7 protein-coding genes are annotated in these 16,289 nt (G+C 73.6%); 1 reads left to right on the top strand and 6 read right to left on the bottom strand.

Translation table 11 applies throughout. The features are described from left to right. Positions 1–3: 3 nt before the first annotated feature. Positions 4–5,829, bottom strand: a complete 5,826-nt coding sequence (locus tag IE109_RS33655; RefSeq protein WP_189548600.1) for a WD40 domain-containing protein — start codon at positions 5,827–5,829, stop codon at positions 4–6. A gap of 59 nt (positions 5,830–5,888) precedes the next feature. Between IE109_RS33655 and IE109_RS01750 the strand changes: the two genes are divergently transcribed. Continuing rightward, complete coding sequence (locus IE109_RS01750) at positions 5,889–7,079, top strand: SLC13 family permease (protein WP_229890439.1); 1,191 nt, start codon at positions 5,889–5,891, stop codon at positions 7,077–7,079. Positions 7,080–7,106: 27 nt separating this feature from the next. On the opposite strand, the gene IE109_RS01745 is transcribed toward IE109_RS01750, so the two are convergent. The 5 genes from IE109_RS01745 to gltB form a co-directional block, all read right to left on the bottom strand. Further along, positions 7,107–7,958, bottom strand: a complete 852-nt coding sequence (locus tag IE109_RS01745; protein ID WP_189548598.1) for an inositol monophosphatase family protein — start codon at positions 7,956–7,958, stop codon at positions 7,107–7,109. Next, positions 7,939–8,571, bottom strand: coding sequence for a hypothetical protein (locus IE109_RS01740; protein ID WP_189548597.1), 633 nt, complete (start codon positions 8,569–8,571; stop codon positions 7,939–7,941). The genes IE109_RS01745 and IE109_RS01740 overlap by 20 nt, the downstream gene beginning before the upstream one ends. 10 nt (positions 8,572–8,581) lie before the next feature. After that, a complete protein-coding gene (locus IE109_RS01735) occupies positions 8,582–9,538 on the bottom strand; it encodes a hypothetical protein (RefSeq protein WP_189548596.1) in 957 nt (318 codons plus the stop codon). 528 nt (positions 9,539–10,066) lie between these two features. Continuing rightward, positions 10,067–11,527: a glutamate synthase subunit beta gene (locus IE109_RS01730; RefSeq protein ID WP_189548595.1), complete on the bottom strand. Its 1,461-nt coding sequence runs from the start codon at positions 11,525–11,527 to the stop codon at positions 10,067–10,069. After that, the gene (gene gltB / locus IE109_RS01725; protein WP_189548594.1) at positions 11,520–16,082 is read right to left on the bottom strand and encodes a glutamate synthase large subunit; all 4,563 of its coding nucleotides are present in this window, start codon (positions 16,080–16,082) and stop codon (positions 11,520–11,522) included. Before gltB ends, IE109_RS01730 begins: the two co-directional genes overlap by 8 nt. Positions 16,083–16,289 lie beyond the last annotated feature (207 nt).

The raw sequence follows: 16,289 nt of genomic DNA, 5'->3' as shown, positions 1-16,289 counted from the left end.
GCCTCACAGTTCCTCGCCGAGCGGCAGTCTGCGCACGCCCGGCAGGATGCCGTCCAACTCCCCCGGCTGGAACCGGTACATGCCCACGACGTGCCAGAACTCGCCCGCGAGGTCGCCCTCGCACTTGTAGCCGCCGGACGGTGTCAGGGCCGCCCAGCCGTCCGGTACGCCGATGAGGGTGGCGCGCGGCGAGGGTGCGCCGCCGTCGGGCGGCAGGTCCCACAGGCGTACGGTGCCGTCCTCGGCGCCGCTGGCCAGCACCGTGCCGTCCGGGTCGAACGCCACGGACAGGATCCGGCCGGTGTGCCCGGCGAGTTCGGCGAGCCGGGCGCCGGTGTCGGCGTTCCACAGCACGATCACGCGGTTGTCGCCCGCGGTGGCGAGGACCGGCCGGGAGGGGTGTGCGGCGACCGCCCACAGTTTCCCGCCGTCCCCGCGCAGCCGGAGCCGCGGACGGGGGTCGTCACCGTGCCGGACGATGGCCGTGCCGTCCCAGGAGACGCTGGCGAGCCAGGCGTCCCCGGGCCCGAAGGCGACGCCGTACACCCGGTCCTCGTGTCCCGGCAGTTCGGCGAGCAGCCGTCCCTCGCGCGCCTGCCAGAGCCGGACGAAGCTGTCGTCGCAGCCGGTGGCCAGGAGGTCGCCGTCGGCGCGGAAGGCGATGGACCGCACCCGGCCCCGGTGCCGGTCGAGGGTGGCGATGCGGGCCCCGGTGGAGCGGAACCAGACCCGGACGGTGTCGTCGTCGTTGGCGGTGGCCAGCAGGTCGCCGGCGCGGTTGAAGGCCTGGGCCCAGATGTGCTCGGTCTCGGCGTCCAGCTCGCGCAGGAACTCGCCGTCCTGGCTCCACAGGTGGACCCCGCCGTCGTTGCTCGCGGTGCCGATGACGGGCCGGGCGGGGCTGAACGCGGCGGAGACCAGGCGGTCGCCCCGCCCGGTGAGTTCCCCGGTGCGCGAGCCGGTGCGGGTGTCCCACAGGCGTACCGTCCCGTCGTTGCCGCAGGAGGCGAGGCGGGTGCCGTCGGCGCTGAACGCGACGCCGGTGACGCGCCGGCCGTGGCCGCGCAGGATGCGCTTGCCCTGGCCGGTGGCGGCCTCCCAGATCTGGGCGCCGCCGTCGTTGCCGACGGTGAGCAGCTGGGACTCGTACGGGTGGAAGGCGCAGGCCCAGGCGGAGCCGCGGTGGGAGGTGGGCCGGCGGGCGTGGAGGGTGACGACGTGGCCCTGGCGGGGGGTGCTGGTCACGGTCCACAGCCGGACCGTGCCGTCGCTGTCGCAGCCGGCGAGCAGCTTCCCGTCGGCGCTGAACAGGACCTGGTACATCGCGCCGGGGCAGCGCTCCAGGCTGCCGAGCGGGGTGCCGACCGCCGGGTCCCAGAGCCGTACCTGCCCGTCCGTGCAGCCGCTGGCCAGCAGCCGGCCCCCGGGGTGGAAGTCGAGGGTGTACACCCGCCCGGTGTGCCCGGTGAACTCCTGGCGCAGCCGGCCGTCGTGGGCGTCCCAGACGCGTACGGTGCCGTCCTTGTCGCCGGTGGCGAGCAGCGTGCCGTCGGGGCTGTACCGCGCCCGGTAGACGGCCCCGCCGTGGCCGGGCAGTTCGCGCTCGCGGCACCCTCCGTCCAGGGACCACACGCGTACGCGGGCTGCGGCGTCGCCGGTGACCAGGGTGCGGCCGTCGGGGCTGAAGACGGCGGTGTAGACGGGCGCGCGGTGGCCGGGCAGCCGGCACAGGGGTTCTGCGGTGGCCACGTCCCAGACGGTCACCAGGCCGTCGGCGTCACCGGTGGCGAGCCGGGTGCCGTCGGGGCGGAGCGTCACCGGCCACACCCCGTCGGGGTGGATGTCCAGCCGGTGGCGGCACGCCCCGGAGACGGGGTCCCAGAGGCGGACCACGCCGTCGGAGCCGCCGCTGGCGATGACGCCGGGGCCGTGCTTGACGGCGTAGACCCGGCCCTCGTGCCCCTGGAGGGTGCGCAGGGCGCGGCCGTCGTGGGTGTCGCACACGAGGATGCCGCCGTCCTCGCTGCCGACGAGCAGGAGTTCGCCGTCGGGGCTGTACGCGATCGGTTCGGGCAGCCGGCCGGTGCGCATGCCGTAGCCGTAGGGGACGCCGACGGACGAGGGGCGGAAGCCCGCCTCGACGGGCATGCCGGGGGCGATGGCGGCGGTGCGCAGTTCGGGGGCGGCGCGGGTGGTGTCGTCGAGGACCGGGTCGATGAGGGCGGCGCGGTGCCAGCGACCGCCGGTGAGGCGGGCCTCGCGCAGGTCGGTGCGGGTGAGGCGGGCGCGGCGGAGGTCGGCGTCGGTGAGGTTCGCGCCGCGCAGGTCGGCGCTGTCCAGGCGGGTGCCCACGAGCCGGGCGCCGGTGAGGTCGGCCCGCTGGAGGTTGGCGCCGACGAGACGGGCGTCGGTGAGGTCGGCGCCGGTGAGGTCGACGCCGGTGAAGTCCCGGTGGGAGAGGTCCTCGCCGGCGAGCCGGGCGCCGCGCAGGTCGGCGTGGGCGGGGACGCGCAGCCGGTCGCCGACGCGGACGGCGTTGGCGCGGGCGGTCTCGCCCGCCTCCGCGCGGCCCTCCAGGGTGTCGCGTACCCAGCGGACGCACCGCTCGTGGTCGGCGAGGTCGCAGAGGAACTCGACGGCGAGGCGGCTGAGGGGCCGGGCGTGGAGCAGTCCGTACTGGCCCCGGTCGAGGTGGCGGGCCGCCTCGCGGGCGATCAGCCATTCCCCGACGGAGCCGTGGATGAACTGGAACAACCCGTCGTCGGTGCGCACGAGGAGGCTGCCGGCGCCGACGGCGTGGCCGAGTTCCGAGGTGGACCGGGGCGTTTCGGTGAGGCGGCTGAGGGTGTCGGCGACGGTGTCGGTGAGTTCGTCCAGGCGCAGCGCGGTGCGGCCCGACTCCCACAGGCGCCGGGCGAGTGCGGTGACGGCGGCCCACAGTTCGGGCAGCGCGAGGCCGGGCGGGGAGCCGGGTCCCTTGCGGCCGCGGTCGGCCTCGTACTGGAGCCAGGAGGTGAAGACGTCCTCGTAGAGCCGGGCGGGGCTGAGCGCGCGGCCGGCCCCGGCGACGGCGTGCAGCCGGTCGGTGCCGAGCTGGGCGACGAAGGACAGCAGGCGGGGGTTGCGGCACAGTCCGAGCAGGTCGGGGATGTTGCGCAGGAGGCGGTAGCGGCGCTCGGCGGCCTCCTCGTCGCCGTATGTCTTGGCGAGGTAGGAACGGATCTGGTCGGTGGTGAAGCCCTGCACGGACAGGATGCGGCGCTGCGGCAGCAGGCCGACGCGTTCGCCGAGGGCGGTGAGGACCTGTGCGTGGGACTTGAAGTGCTGGGTGCGGCTGGAGACGACGATCTTGGCGTTGTCGACGGCGGCGTCGAGGAGGACCTGGAGGTGGTCGGCGGCGCGGTCGTAGCTGACGCGGTTGACGAGTTCGTCGAAGCCGTCGAAGAGGAGGACGACGCGGCCCTGGGCGAGCATGTATCGCAGGGCGCGCAGGTCGATGGTGTCGACGCCGTTGCCGGCGAGGTGGGCGGCGACGAGCCCTTCGAGGCTGTGGGCGCGGTCCAGGGTGTTGAGCGGGATGAGGATCGGGGTGAGGTGCGGGAGTTCCTCGGGGATGCGGCGGGCCAGTTCCCGCAGGGCGAAGGTCTTGCCGTGGCCGAAGTCGCCGAGGAGGAGGACGAAGCGGCCGTGGTCGGCCTCCAGGAGTTCCAGCAGGTCCTCGACGAGGTTGTCGTGTTCGGTTCCGCCGGCGTCGGGGTGGTCGGCGTCGCGGTAGCGCTGGGGGAGGTAGCGGACGGGGGCGTAGCTGTCGCTGGCGAGGAGGTGGGCGGTCTGGGCGGTGACGTAGCCGCGCAGGTCGAGCAGGCCCTGGAATTCGAGGAAGCTGCGGACGCGGATGCCGTGGCGGAGGGCGCGGTCGCGTAACGCCTGGCCGGGGGCGGGGCCGTCGTGGACGAGTTCCGCCTCGACGCCGGGCCCGGAGGCGTGCAGCTGGGCGGCGAACCGGTCGAGCTGGTCGTCGGTGGGGGTGCCGGGGTGGACGGCGATCCGCGCCTGGCGGACGACGCCCTCCTCGCGCCAGGTGGCCATGATCTGGGCCATGTCGCCGGGGGTGCGGCGGGGCACGTCGCGGAGCCGTACGCCGTCGCGGCGGGCCAGGCACACCTCCTTGACGCGTTCGGTGAGGGAGTCCGGCGGGTCGGACGGGACGGGCGGGTGGGCGGGTCCGAGGTCGGCGGGGGCCGCGGGGAGGTCGGCGGCGGGGAAGATCCGGCCGGCGCGGGGCCAGCGGCCGGGGAACGTCTCGGGTCCGGTGCGGCCCCGGTCGTACCAGCGGGTGATGCCGTCGGCGGCGACGCGCAGCAGCTGGAAGCGGGCGGGGGCGGCGGCGCCGAGGAGGGGCAGTCCGGCGGTGGGGTCGGCGCCGGTGCCGGGCAGGCGCGTGTGGCTGGGGACGGTGCCGGTGGTGCGGGGGCCGCCGGTGGGGCCGTGCAGGAGCAGGTGGAGGCGGGGTGCGGCGAGGTCGGTGAGGGTGGCGGTGTCGTCGAGGGCGCCGGGGCCGCCCTCGGCGTCGCCGGGGCGCGTTCCGCGGGTGAGGGGGTGGCGCAGCGCGCCGATCCGCAGCCAGCCCTCCTCCTCGTACGCGCGCAGCGCCTCGGCGAACCAGGCGGCCTGGTCGCGGCCGATGTGGCCGTACTGGTCCTCCAGGCGGTGGCTGTAGGTGATCGACGAGTTGAACCCGGCCACGACGGTGTGCAGTTCGGGCACCGGGAAGAGAGTCCAGGGCTGGTCGCTGTCGAAGACGGTGTCCAGGCCGTGGTAGAAGCTGCGGAACAGCCGGGTGTAGTGGCGCCATTTGGGCCAGTACGGGGGCTGGGGGGCGACCTCGTCGGCCTCGCAGCTGTGGAAGTAGGCGCGGCACGCGGCCTGGTTGACGTCCTGGGCGCCGGGGACGATGACGACGCGCTGCGGCGGCAGGTCGAGCAGGGAGCGTACGGAGGTGAGGAAGGCGAGGGCCTGGTCGCACTCGCGGGGGCTGCCGGACGCGGTGAGGTCGCCGGTGACCACGAGCAGGTCGGGGGCGGGGGCGCCGCCGTCGCGCAGCACGATGAGGTCGCCGCGCAGCTCGCGGCGCAGTGCCTCCGGTTCGCGGCCGCGTCCGAAGTCGGGTCCGGCGAGGTGCAGGACGGTCACGGCGTCCTGGGTGGCGGGGCCGTGCGGGCCGTGCGGGTAGCGGGGCGCCTTCCGGGGGCGCCGGCGGCCGGCCCAGCCGGGGCCGCCGATCCACCGCTGGGCGGGCAGTCGGGCCTCGGGGGTGAGGGGGCGGCCGGTGGCGCGGGCGGTGGCGGCGTCACCGGGGTAGCCGGGGCGGCGGGCGGGGCGGGCGTGGCCGTCGAGGGCCTGTTCGACGCGGGCGAGGAGGAGGGAGCGGGCGGCGGCTCCGTCCTGGACGCCGACGAGGTCGACGTAGGTGATGGTGGCGAGCAGTCCCTCGACGGGGATGTCGTCGACGCGGACGGTGAGCAGGCGCCGTTCGGGCGCCTCGGGTTCGGCGCGCAGGGCGGCGGTCCACTCCATGCGGCCGTAGGTGGAGCGTTCGTAGTGGCGGGAGAGGACCGCGATGACGGCGGCGGACTCGCTGACGCCGCGGTCCATGAAGTCGATGAAGTTGCTGCCCGGTACGAAGTCCCAGGCCTGGACGACGGTGCGGTATCCGGCCTCTTCGAGGGTCCAGGCGATCCAGGCCGCCCATGCCTCGTCGGCCGGTGAGTAGCTGATGAAGAAGTCCAACTCGGTCGCGCGCTGCCCCGCTTCGTCACCCGTCGGCATGTGTCCACATTAGGCCGCGGGCGGGTGTGCTGTCCGGGGGAAAACCTATGCTGCTGGGCGTGACCTTCCTCAGACGTCTGCACCCGCTGGACTGGCTGGCCGCGGCGCTCCTCTGCCTGGGGCTGCTCGCGGTCGCGACGGGTCTGCTGCCGGCCGGTCCGGCCGCGGACGTGCTGGCCCGGGTGGGTCCGTTGCTGGTGTTCCTGGCGACGGTGATCGTCCTGGCGGAGCTGACGGGGCGGGCCGAGGTCTTCGACGTGGTCGCCACGTGGGTGGCGCGGGCCGGGAAGGGCAGTTACGCCCTGCTGTTCGGGTTGTGCGTGCTGTTCGCGTCGGTCACCACGATCACCCTGAACCTGGACACCACGGCGGTGCTGCTGACGCCGGTGATGCTGGCGCTGGCGAGCCGGGTGGGCATCGCGGCGGTGCCGCTGGCGATGACCACGGTGTGGCTGGCGAACACGGCCAGCCTGCTGCTGCCGGTGTCGAACCTGACGAACCTGCTGGCCGCCGACCGGGTGGCGCTGTCGCCGTCGGGGATGGCGGCCGTGATGTGGCCACCGCAGGTGGCGGCGATCGCGGCGACGATGGTGTGCCTGTGGGTGTTCTACTGGCGGCGCGGTGCCCGGGGCGAGGACCGGTATCCGCCGCCGGAGCCGCCGCGTCCGGCCGACCCGGTGCTGCTGCGGGTGTGCGCGGTGGCGTGCGGGGGGTTCCTGCTGGTGCTGCTGGCGGACCTGGTCCCGTTGTGGGCGGCGTCGGCCGCGGCGGCGCTGGTGGTGGTCGTGGTGTTCGCCCGGCGGCGCCGCGAGGAGCTGCGGTGGTCGCTGGTGCCGTGGCGCCTGCTGGTGCTGGTGCCGGGGATGTTCCTGGTGGTGGAGACGGCCGGGGCGCTGGGCATGCACGAGTTGCTGGCGTCGGCGATCGGGACGCGGGACGGCCCGCTGGGGGTGCTGCGTACGGCGGCGGTGGGGGCGGGGTTCTCCAACGCGCTCAACAACCTCCCGGCGTACGTGGCCGGTGAGGCCGTGGTGCCGCCGGGCAACCACGAGCAGCTGCTGGGGCTGCTGATCGGTGTGAACGTGGGTCCGCTGGTCACGCCGTGGGCGTCGCTGGCGACGCTGCTGTGGTTCGAGCGGTGCCGGTGGCACGGCACCCGGATCGCGCTGAGCCGTTTCATGGGCACGAGCCTGGTGCTGGCGGCGACGGGCACGGTGGCGGCGACGGTGGCGCTGGTCGCGACGGCGTGACGCCGGGCGGTGACGCGCGCGGGCGGGTCAGGCCCCGCGGAGTGCGGCGGCGACCTCCTCCAGGACGTAGGTGAGGGTCTCCGCCCGCGCGGCCACGAAGCTGCGCCCGGAGTCGGGGCCGCTGAAGCCGGGCCGGAAGGGAGCCCCGCGCAGGGTGCGCAGCTCGGCGCCCGCCTCTGCGGCGAGCAGCGCCCCCGGCGGCAGGTCGACCCCTTCGGCGCGGTAGCCGACGAACCCGTCGATGGTGCCCCGCGCGAGGAGGCTCCAGCCCAGCAGCGGCGCCCACAGCTGAAGGACGCGCCGGCAGCGCCGCTCCAGGGCCCCGCGCAGGGCGGTGGCCGTACGGTCCTCCCGGTCCACGGCGTGGCCCTGCGTCCAGGCGAGCACGGGCCCCGGTCCGGGGAGGCCGGTGCGCGGGCCGCGCAGCCGGACGCCCTCGTCGTCGTGGGCGCCCTGGCCGGTGACGGCGTGCCAGGTGCGGCCGGTGACGGGTTCGTGGACGACGCCGACGACCGGGGTGTCCCCCACGCACAGCCCGATGCCGACGACGTACGCGGGGAGCCCGATCGCCACGTTGTTGCTGCCGTCCAGCGGGTCGACCAGCCAGGTGCGGGCGTTGCCGGTGTCCAGCAGCCCGGCCTCCTCGGAGAGGATCCGGTCGCGCGGGAAGTGGCGCCGCAGCCGGGCGAGGATCAGCTCCTCGGCGGCCAGGTCCAGGTCGGTGACGACGTCGCCGTGCGCCCCCTTGGTGCGTACGGCCCGGGCGTCGGCGAAGTGGCCCCTCAGCAGCCGCCCGGTCGCCTCGGCGGCGGCCACGGCCACCCGGCGCTCGGCGGCGAACGGGGGCCGGCGGACGATGTCAGGCGCGGCGTTGTGCATGGATCCTCCCCAGGGCCGTGCGCACGGCCCGGATGGTCGCCTCGGTCCCGTACCGCCGGCGGACCGTGCGGCGGGGCGGTCCGTCGAGCGGGCCGAGCGACAGGTCACGCCCGCCGGGCAGGGACCGCCCCAGGACGAGAGTGGCGGCGGAACGGCCCGGTGTCACCACGGTGGTGTGGAACTCGCCCGCCCCGAGCGCGTACGTGTCGCCCGCCGGGCTGCGGTGGACGGGGCCCTCCTCGCCCCGCACCAGCCGGGCGGTCGGCCGTATCTCGTCCACGCCGTCGGGGCCGCTGTGCACCTCGAAGACGCGGTGGGTCGGGGCGTCGGCGTCGTCCCGCACCCGCACCCGCACGTTGCCGACCTCGCCGTACAGGACGTGGCTGCGCAGTTCCCAGCTGTGGGCGTGCAGCGGCGGGACCTCGGCGGTGGGCCGGCCGGCGCCGAACAGGTGGAGGCAGACCCCGTCTGGCCCCTCCCTCAGCAGCGGCAGGCACAGGAAGCCGAGCGGGTGCCGGACGGCGGGCAGGTCCCGCTTCCCCGAGGCGATCTCCTCCAGTACGGGGACGAAGGTGTCGACGTGGGCGCGCATGGCTTCGTCCGGGGCGTCCATGGCCGGCGGTTCACCTCCCGTAGGGGTCCTCTGGGTGCAGGGCCTTGGCGATGACCTCGCCGACGTCGGCGTCGGTGAAGGCCCGGGGCAGCGGCAGCGCCAACGCGTCGAACAGGGCGCGCACCTCGTCGACGGTCGGCGACAGGCTCAGCAGGGTGGCGTCGCGCAGGTCGACCGCGGTGGCCTGCTCCCGGCTCTGGTGGAGCTCCGTCAGGTAGTAGTCGTAGAGCGGTTGTCCGCGTCTGACCTGGAGGTTGACCCGGGCCGGGTCGTCCTGGGTGATGATCAGCCCGGAGTCCGACAGGTCGAAGCGGAGCGTCGGCACGGTCGAGGACAGGTGGACGCTGATGTCGAGGGTGCTCAGCTGCATGCGGAACCAGCAGGCGGCCAGGACGGTCGCGTACGACTCCTTGCGGGTGCGGTCGGCGGTCCACAGGTCGGCGTTGTTCGGGCGGCTGCCGGAGAACATGCGGCGGAACTGGGCGTAGGCGTTGCAGGCCCGTTCGTCCGCCGGGTTCAGTATCTCGATCTTGACGTTGAGCTGGGAGCGGTTCTCCTTGGCGGCGCGTACGCACTGCGGGAGCGTGACGGCGCGCAGGTAGGTGCCGGTGCCGCCTTTGAAGTACCAGAGGTTGGTGCCCTGGCGGGCCTCGCGGAGGGCCTCCCTGACCTCGTTGCCGGCCAGGGAGCGGACCATGGTGAGGTCCTCGATGGCGCGGCGGGTGCCCTCCATGGCCTCCTGGATGGCGTGCGGGCGGCGGGTGCGTTCGGACAGCGAGCCGACAGCGAGGGCGCCGAGCACCACGAGGGTGGCGCCGGAGGCGAAGTCCGACTCGATGAGCTTGTCGCCGAAGATGTCCAGGATGCCCACGGTGAGGCCGATGCCGGCCGCGAAGACCACTTCGAAGTTGCGCAGGCAGAAGGCGACCGCGCGCTCCACCCGGTTCGTCCGCGCCGGCGACGACATGGGCGCTCCCCTCCCCCGATCGGGTGTCGATCGTAGGAGAAGCGGGGCACGTCGCGACAGGGCGCACTCGGCGCGCACACGGGCACCACGCGCGCCGGACAAGGCGCAGCGCCTGCCGATGGTCCGGTCGGGGACACGGCAGGCGCTGCTGTGTTCCGCACGCCGTTGTACGGGACGTCTGAGGGGGCCGCGCCGGAGCGGGCGGGCCGGCTCGGCCGGCTGCCCCCGACTGTACCTCCCGCGGCACCCCCCGGGACGCCACGCCCTCCGGATCGGCGCCCCGGGCGGTGGCGCGGTGCGGTCGGCCGATCGGCCGGCGCGCGGGCCGGCGGGCGCGGGCGGGGCGGTCGGGCGGCCCGGAGCGACGGGCGCGGGCGGGGCGGTCGGGCGGCCCGGAGCGACGGGCGCGGGCGGGGCGGTCGGGCGGCCCGGAGCGACGGGCGCGGGCGGGGCGGTCGGGCGGCCCGGAGCGACGGCCTCGGCCGGGGGCGTCCCGTACGGCGGTGTGCGGGACGCCCGGCCGGGGTGTCAGACCGTGAGCGCGCGGTCGGTCGGGCGGATGGGGGCCGGCAGTTCGCTGGCGCCCGTCAGGTAGCGGTCCACGCCGCGCGCCGCCGAGCGGCCCTCGGCGATGGCCCAGACGATCAGCGACTGGCCGCGGCCGGCGTCACCGGCGACGAACACGCCGTCGACGTTGGTCGCGTAGTCGGCGTCGCGGGCGATGTTGCCCCGCTCGTCGAGCTCCAGGCCGAACTGCCGCACCAGGCCGTTGGACTGGTCGGTGCCGGTGAAGCCCATGGCGAGGGTGACCAGCTGGGCCGGGATCTTCCGCTCGGTGCCGGGCTTCTGCTCCAGCTTGCCGTCCTTGAACTCCACCTCCACGAGGTGGAGGAACTGGACGTTGCCGTCCTCGTCACCCTCGAAGTGGGTGGTGGAGACGGAGTAGATCCGCTCGCCGCCCTCCTCGTGGGCCGAGGTGACCTTGTAGAGCATCGGGAAGGTCGGCCACGGCTGGTTCGCGTTCCGCTCCTCGCCCGGGCGGGGCATGATCTCCAGCTGGGTGACGGAGGCCGCGCCCTGGCGGTGGGCGGTGCCCACGCAGTCCGCGCCGGTGTCGCCGCCGCCGATGACCACCACGTGCTTGCCCTCGGCGGTGATGGGGGGCGCCACGAAGTCGCCCTCCTGCACCTTGTTGGCGAGCGGCAGGTACTCCATCGCGAAGTGGATGCCCTTGAGCTCCCGGCCGGGGACCGGCAGGTCGCGCGAGACGGTGGCACCGGCGGCGATGACGACCGCGTCGTACCGGCGCCGCAGCTTCGCGGCGTCGATGTCGCGGCCGATCTCGACCTCCGTACGGAACTTGGTGCCCTCCGCGCGCATCTGCTCGATGCGCCGGTTGATGTGCACCTTCTCCATCTTGAACTCGGGGATGCCGTACCGCAGCAGGCCGCCGATGCGGTCGGCCCGCTCGTACACGGCGACCGTGTGGCCGGCCCGGGTCAGCTGCTGCGCGGCGGCGAGGCCCGCCGGGCCGGAGCCGATGACGGCGACGGTCTTGCCGGACAGCCGCTCCGGCGGCTGCGGCGTGACGTCACCGGAGTCCCACGCCTTGTCGATGATCGAGACCTCGACGTTCTTGATGGTCACCGGCGGCTGGTTGATGCCCAGCACGCACGCCGACTCGCAGGGCGCCGGGCACAGCCGCCCGGTGAACTCCGGAAAGTTGTTCGTGGCGTGCAGCCGCTCGGACGCGGCGGACCAGTCCTCGCGGTAGGCGTAGTCGTTCCACTCGGGGATCAGGTTCCCGAGCGGACAGCCGTTGTGGCAGAACGGGATGCCGCAGTCCATGCACCGGCCGGCCTGCTTGCTGATGATCGGCAGCAGGGAGCCGGGGACGTAGACCTCGTTCCAGTCCTTGACGCGCTCGGCCACGGGGCGGGTCTCGGCGACCTCGCGCCCGGTGGTCAGGAAGCCCTTGGGGTCAGCCATTGGTCGCCGCCTCCATCATCTTCTCGGTGGTCTCCTGCTCGGAGAGACCGGCGAGCTCAGCGGCGTCCTTGGCGGCGAGCACTGCCTTGTACGTGGTCGGGATGATCTTGCTGAATCGGTCCGCGGCGGTGGTCCAGTCGGCAAGGAGCTTCTCGGCCACGGTCGAGCCCGTCTCCTCGTGGTGGCGGCGCACGACGTCGTACAGCCACGCCCTGTCGGTCTCGTCCAGGGCCTCGACCGCGCCGAGGTTGCCGGAGTTGACGTTGTCCCGGTCGAGGTCGATGACGTACGCGATGCCACCCGACATACCGGCCGCGAAGTTGCGGCCCGTCTCGCCGAGGACCACCGCGTGACCGCCGGTCATGTACTCGCAGCCGTGGTCGCCCACGCCCTCGGAGACGACCAGCGCGCCGGAGTTGCGGACGCAGAACCGCTCGCCGGTGCGACCGCGCAGGAAGATCTCGCCGCCGGTCGCGCCGTACGCGATGGTGTTGCCCGCGATCGTGGAGTACTCGGCCAGGTGGTCGGCGCCCCGGTCGGGGCGGACGATCACCCGGCCGCCGGACAGGCCCTTGCCGACGTAGTCGTTGGCGTCGCCCTCCAGGCGGAGCGTGATGCCGCGCGGCACGAAGGCGCCGAAGGACTGGCCGGCCGAGCCGGTGAAGGTGATGTCGATGGTGTCGTCGGGCAGGCCCGCGCCACCGAACTTCTTCGTGACCTCGTGGCCGAGCATGGTGCCGACGGTGCGGTTGATGTTGCGGATCGCGACCTGGGCGCGGACCGGGCGGGCCTCCTCGGCGGAGGCGGCGCCGAGCGCCTCGGCGGCCAGCTCGATGAGCTGGTTGTCGAGCGCCTTCTCCAGGCCGTGGTCCTGCTCGTGCCGCTGGTGGCGCACCGCGCCCTCGGGCAGCTCCGGCACGTGGAACAGCGGGTCCAGGTCCAGGCCCTGCGCCTTCCAGTGCGTGACGGCCCGCTCGGTGTCGAGCAGCTCGGCGTGGCCGACGGCCTCCTCCAGCGTGCGGAAGCCCAGCTCCGCGAGGAGCTCGCGGACCTCCTCCGCGATGAACCGGAAGAAGTTGACGACGTACTCGGCCTTGCCGGAGAAGCGGTCGCGCAGCACCGGGTTCTGGGTGGCGATGCCGACCGGGCAGGTGTCCAGGTGGCAGACGCGCATCATGACGCAGCCGGAGACGACCAGCGGAGCGGTCGCGAAACCGAACTCCTCGGCGCCGAGCAGCGCGGCGATGACGACGTCGCGGCCGGTCTTGAGCTGGCCGTCGGTCTGGACGACGATCCGGTCGCGCAGGCCGTTGAGCAGCAGGGTCTGCTGGGTCTCGGCGAGGCCGAGCTCCCAGGGGCCGCCCGCGTGCTTGAGCGACGTGAGCGGCGAGGCGCCCGTACCGCCGTCGTGGCCGGAGATGAGCACCACGTCCGCGTGGGCCTTGGAGACACCGGCGGCGACGGTGCCGACGCCGACCTCGGAGACCAGCTTCACGTGGATGCGGGCGGCCGGGTTGGCGTTCTTGAGGTCGTGGATCAGCTGAGCCAGGTCCTCGATGGAGTAGATGTCGTGGTGCGGCGGCGGGGAGATCAGACCGACGCCCGGAGTGGAGTGCCGGGTCTTGGCGACCCACGGGTACACCTTGTGGCCGGGCAGCTGGCCGCCCTCGCCGGGCTTGGCGCCCTGGGCCATCTTGATCTGGATGTCGTCCGCGTTGACCAGGTACTCGCTGGTCACGCCGAAGCGGCCGGAGGCGACCTGCTTGATGCTCGACCGGCGCGCCGGGTCGTACAGGCGCTCCGGGTCCTCGCCGCCCTCACCGGTGTTGGACTTGGCGCCCAGCTGGTTCATGGCGATCGCGAGGGTCTCGTGCGCCTCCTGGGAGATGGAGCCGTACGACATGGCGCCGGTGGAGAACCGCTTGACGATCTCGGACGCCGGCTCGACCTCCTCGACGGGGATCGAGGGGCGGCCGGACTTGAAGCCGAACAGGCCGCGGAGCGTCATCAGGCGCTCGGACTGCTCGTTCACCCGGTCCGTGTACTTCTTGAAGATGTCGTAGCGGCCGGAGCGCGTGGCGTGCTGGAGGCGGAAGACCGTCTCCGGGTCGAACAGGTGCGGCTCGCCCTCGCGGCGCCACTGGTACTCGCCGCCGATGTCCAGCGCGCGGTGCGCGGAGGGGACGCCGGAGGCGGGGTACGCCTTGGCGTGGCGGGCGGCGACCTCCTTGGCGACGACGTCCAGGCCGGCGCCGCCGATCTTGGTGGCGGTGCCGTTGAAGTACTTCTCGACGAAGGCCTCGTCGAGGCCGACGGCCTCGAAGACCTGCGCGCCGCGGTAGGAGGCGACGGTCGAGATGCCCATCTTGGACATGACCTTCAGGACGCCCTTGCCGAGGGCGTGAATCAGGTTGCGGATGGCCTGCTCGGGCTCCAGGTCCTCGACGAAGGTGCCGGCGCGGACCAGGTCCTCGACCGACTCCATGGCGAGGTACGGGTTGACGGCGGCGGCGCCGTAGCCGATCAGCAGCGCGACGTGGTGGACCTCGCGCACGTCACCGGCCTCGACCAGCAGACCCACCTGGGTGCGCTGCTTGGTGCGGATCAGGTGGTGGTGGACGGCGGAGGTGAGCAGCAGCGACGGGATCGGCGCGTGCTCGGCGTCGGAGTGCCGGTCGGACAGCACGATCAGGCGGGCGCCGCCCTCGATGGCGGCGTCGGCCTCGGCGCAGATCTCCTCGATGCGGGCGGCGAGGGCCTCGCCGCCGCCGGAGACCCGGTAGAGGCCGGAGAGCGTGGCGGCCGTCATGCCGGGCATGTCGCCGTCGGCGTTGATGTGGATGAGCTTGGCCAGCTCGTCGTTGTCGATCACCGGGAACGGCAGGGTGACGCTGCGGCAGGACGCGGCGGTCGGCTCCAGCAGGTTGCCCTGGGGGCCGAGCGAGGAGTGCAGCGAGGTGACGAGCTCCTCGCGGATGGCGTCCAGCGGCGGGTTGGTGACCTGGGCGAACAGCTGGGTGAAGTAGTCGAACAGCAGGCGCGGGCGCTCGGAGAGCGCGGCGATCGGCGAGTCCGTGCCCATCGAGCCGAGGGGCTCGCCGCCGGTGCGGGCCATCGGCGCGAGGATGACGCGCAGCTCTTCCTCGGTGTAGCCGAAGGTCTGCTGGCGGCGGGTGACCGAGGCGTGGGTGTGGACGATGTGCTCGCGCTCGGGGAGGTCCTCGAGCTCGATGGTCCCGCTCTCCAGCCACTCCTGGTACGGGTGTTCGGCGGCGAGGGCGGCCTTGATCTCGTCGTCCTCGATGATGCGGTGCTCGGCGGTGTCGACGAGGAACATCCTGCCGGGCTGGAGGCGGCCCTTGCGGACGACCTTGGCGGGGTCGATGTCGAGGACGCCGACCTCGGAGGACAGCACCACGAGGCCCTCGTCGGTGACCCAGTAGCGGCCGGGGCGCAGGCCGTTGCGGTCGAGAACGGCGCCGACCTGGACGCCGTCGGTGAAGGTGACACAGGCCGGGCCGTCCCAGGGCTCCATCATCGTGGAGTGGTACTGGTAGAAGGCGCGCCGGGCCGGGTCCATGGAGTCGTGGTTCTCCCACGCCTCGGGGACCATCATCAGGACGCTGTGCGGCAGCGAACGGCCGCCGAGGTGGAGCAGTTCCAGCACCTCGTCGAAGGAGGCGGAGTCGGAGGCGTCCGGCGTGCACACCGGGAAGATCCGGTCCAGCTTCTCGGGCCCGAAGAGGTCGGAGACGAGCTGCGACTCGCGGGCCCGCATCCAGTTGCGGTTGCCCTTGACCGTGTTGATCTCGCCGTTGTGGGCGACGAAGCGGTACGGGTGGGCCAGCGGCCAGCTCGGGAAGGTGTTCGTGGAGAACCGGGAGTGCACGAGCGCGACCGCGGTGGCGCAGCGGCGGTCCGACAGGTCCGGGAAGAAGGGCTCCAGCTGCCCGGTGGTGAGCATGCCCTTGTAGACGATGGTGCGGGCGGAGAGCGAGGGGAAGTAGACCCCGGCCTCGCGCTCGGCGCGCTTGCGCAGCAGGAACGCCTTGCGGTCCAGCGCGATGCCCGTGCTCGTACCGCCGTCGCTCACGAACAGCTGGCGGAAGGCCGGCATGGTCGAGCGGGCGGTGGCGCCGAGCAGCTCGGGGGCGACGGGGACGTCGCGCCAGCCGAGGACGGTGAGGTTCTCCTCGGCGGCGATCGTCTCGATCCGCGAGACGGCCTGTGCGGAGCCGTCGGCGGGGAGGAAGGCGATGCCGACGGCGTACTCACCGGCTGCCGGGAGCGCGAAGTCGGTGACCTCGCGGAGGAACGCGTCCGGCACCTGGAGCAGGATGCCCGCGCCGTCGCCGGAGTCGGGCTCGGAGCCGGTGGCGCCCCGGTGCTCCAGGTTGCGCAGAACGGTCAGCGCCTGTTCCACCAGCGCGTGGCTGGCGACACCGGTGAGGGTGGCAACGAAGCCGACACCACAGGCGTCGTGCTCGTTGCGGGGGTCGTACATACCCTGCGGGGCGGGGCGACCGTCCATGGGCGACCAGGCGTCGGAACGCATCGGCTCTCCCGTCGTCGTCGTGGCTGGGGGCACCTCCCGGACGGCAGTCCGGGGGAGCGAGTACCAGAGGGACGACGTTGGCCCTCCGCAAAATTTCGTGCAGGTTACATGATGGAGTGCTTCTCGGAAAGCGGAAAGCTCGTTCCAACATGCGGACACCGGTGGCGGCGGCGACGTTTCATGAGCCGGGTTTCACCAGCCTGCCAG

This window comes from Streptomyces lavendofoliae (assembly GCF_014649735.1).
In the GTDB taxonomy this organism is placed as follows: domain Bacteria; phylum Actinomycetota; class Actinomycetes; order Streptomycetales; family Streptomycetaceae; genus Streptomyces; species Streptomyces lavendofoliae.
This window is presented reverse-complemented; position numbering and strand designations above follow the sequence as displayed.